We start from the raw sequence: 2,684 nt of genomic DNA, 5'->3' as shown, positions 1-2,684 counted from the left end.
AATTTCACAACATGGTTTTGCAGACCAATGGCCAACCGTTTGTCGTGACATTGTGATGAAATAAAGAGCTATGCTACAGTATGGCTTGAAATAGAGACTATACTCCAAAATTATGGGGTTGAACCGCAGGAACGTTCCAACAACGCCTTGCTTGTGAGTGCGATTATCATCCTTTTTGCCTTGGCAATGGGTATTTGGTATAGCCGCAATATGGCGGCGCGCTTGGCTCATGTGAAGACGGAACTGGAATGCATCGGCAATCTGGATTTGACCCGGGCCGATGTGGTTCCAAAGCGCAATGACGAAATCGGCGACATGGGATTGATGATGAATTCTATGCGCAGGCAGCTCAAGCAAGTGGTGCAGCAGGTGCATAGCGGCAGCCAGACCTTAGCCGCAGCCAGCGAAGAACTGAGCGCAACGATTGAAGAGACCATGCGAGCTCTCGAGCATGTGGTTACCAGCGTTGAGGAAATTGCACACGGAGCCACGCAGAATGCCGATAATATTACAACTGTTTCGGCGACAATTGAGGAAATCTCCGCCGGCACGGAAGAAATGACCGCCAATGCCAGCGAAGTAAACAACGGCACGCAAACCGCGGTGGAAGAAGCCAATAGAGGCATGGTCATGTTGGGTGAAGTTGTCGCGCAGAATGAGAATATTGGCCGGTCGATGGGCGAGATTACGGCGGTTACGAACAAGCTGGCCGCGGCGTCGGAAAACATCAAAGGCATTGTGGATGTGATCAATGGCATTGCCGGACAGACCAATTTATTGGCGCTCAATGCCGCTATTGAAGCGGCTCGGGCGGGAGAAGCCGGCAGAGGCTTTGCTGTAGTGGCGGAAGAGGTACGCAAGCTGGCGGAACAAAGCGCTAAAGCTACGGAGGAAATTGCCGGTATTATCGGCAGCATGGGCGAAGAAATCGCTTTTTCTGTTGCGCGCGTGGATGCGGCGAACAAAGATGTTCTTTCTGGCAAGGAAACGGCGCACCGGACGGCAGCGGGCTTTAAAGCGATTATTGATCGTCTGGGAAAAGTAAAAATTGGAATTGAGCAGATTGCTGCTTCTGTAGATGAGACCGCTCATGGCACGCAGGCTATGGTGGATAATGTGCAAAGCATCAGCGCCGTGGCGGAAGAGACCTCGGCGACCTCGCAGTCCGTGGTGCATGCGACAGAGCAGCAGCGGGCCAGTATGCGCGAGGTCAACAGCAGCGCCGAATCGCTGGCTACCTTGGCGACGGAAATGAATCAAATTGTGGGTCGCTTTAAAATTTAATGCCCTCTTCCTCTTGGCGGCGACGTCGTTAGCCGTTACAATAAGAACAGGATATTTTTTACAGGAGAGGGGCACTAAGGTTGGCGACACTGCATGAAGCGCTGCAGCAGCTTTGCGACGAAGGATTTTTGGATGTGACTGGGGACGGAGGCTCGATGCGGGATATTGAGGACGTCTTGGAAGAGGCGTTGGCGATCGCGTCTTTTGACGAAGATGAGTACCGCGTGGTGCGGGGCGTTCCTGGCGAGGCCTGGGTGGTTCGTTTGGAAACGGACGGACGGATGGCGCAGCGGGGACGGATGTTTGTAAAAAAATAAACCCTTGGTTCCGAGGAGAGGCTTGTGCGCAAGCCTCTCTTTTTTGCAGGCTGGAATTTGTAATCTCGTGCTTTTTGCGAAAGATAAACGGAAAAGACGTTGAGAACGAACCGCGAAATACACGAAAATCGCGAAAGGGGTTTATGGTTCAGGGGGACGGTTCTCCTGAACCATTTTAACGGCGGCATAACTGTATTTGAGACAAGATTTCCGCGCTGGCGCTCGCAATGACGCCGTCCAGCCAGCTTATCTTGTCGTTGCGAGGAGCGCAGCGACGCGGCAATCTCCTTGTAACCCTCCATCGTACCCTCTCGCGACTCCGATTCTCTTGGTCAATCCCCGTGTCCTTCTGATATTTGCGAAGGAATAATTTTCTGTTACAATTAACTATATAATGGATTGCATGACGCAGAGGGAGTCGGAATAAAATGGGAGAACAAGTGGAACGCGGCTACCGGGAGCTGTTTGAGTATTCGGCTGTCGGGATGGCGGAGGTTACTTTGCAGGGCGTGTTTCGGCGGGTTAACAAGATGTTTTGCCGTATGATGGCTTGCGAAGAAGAAGAATTGCTAGGCCTTCGGTTTCAAGATATTACGCACCCGGACGACCTGGAGGAAGATATAAGGCTAGTGGAAGATTTAGTAACGGGAGTAAGAGACCGTTATGAACTAGAAAAGAGATATGTACGATTTGACAACTCGTTTTTATGGATTCATCTTTCTGTTGCGGTTGTACGAGATGAAGCGGGGAGTCCCATGTACTTCGTTTCTACGATTGTCGATATTTCGCAGCGTCGTGCGGGCGAGTTGCGTCTGCGGGTATTATCAGAAGCGGTCGAGCAAAGTCCAGTCAGTATTGTCATTACCGATCCCCAAGGAGGGATTGAGTATGTAAATCCGATGTTTTGCCAGGTTACTGGTTATGGAAAAGAAGAATTGCTGGGCAAGAACCCTCGCATTCTCAGCTCGGGGAAGATGAACAAGGCTTTTTATCGCAAGCTTTGGCAAACAGTGACTTCAAGAAAAATTTGGCAGGGCGAGTTTGTTAATCGGCGCAGGGATGGCGTCGAATATTGGGAGAAAG

3 protein-coding genes are annotated in these 2,684 nt (G+C 51.0%); all 3 read left to right on the top strand.

The window, feature by feature from the left end:
- The first annotated feature begins 153 nt into the window (after positions 1 to 153).
- Positions 154 to 1,284, top strand: coding sequence for a methyl-accepting chemotaxis protein (locus PHF27_RS14265; RefSeq protein ID WP_300071540.1), 1,131 nt, complete (start codon positions 154 to 156; stop codon positions 1,282 to 1,284).
- Positions 1,285 to 1,364: 80 nt separating this feature from the next.
- Entirely contained in the window at positions 1,365 to 1,601 is a 237-nt protein-coding gene (locus PHF27_RS14260) for a hypothetical protein (RefSeq protein WP_300071537.1), read from the top strand.
- Positions 1,602 to 2,029: 428 nt separating this feature from the next.
- On the top strand, positions 2,030 to 2,684 hold a 655-nt coding region (locus PHF27_RS14255; protein WP_300071534.1), incomplete at its 3' end, for a PAS domain S-box protein.

This window comes from Anaeromusa sp., from assembly GCF_028691475.1.
In the GTDB taxonomy this organism is placed as follows: domain Bacteria; phylum Bacillota; class Negativicutes; order Anaeromusales; family Anaeromusaceae; genus Anaeromusa.
This window is presented reverse-complemented; position numbering and strand designations above follow the sequence as displayed.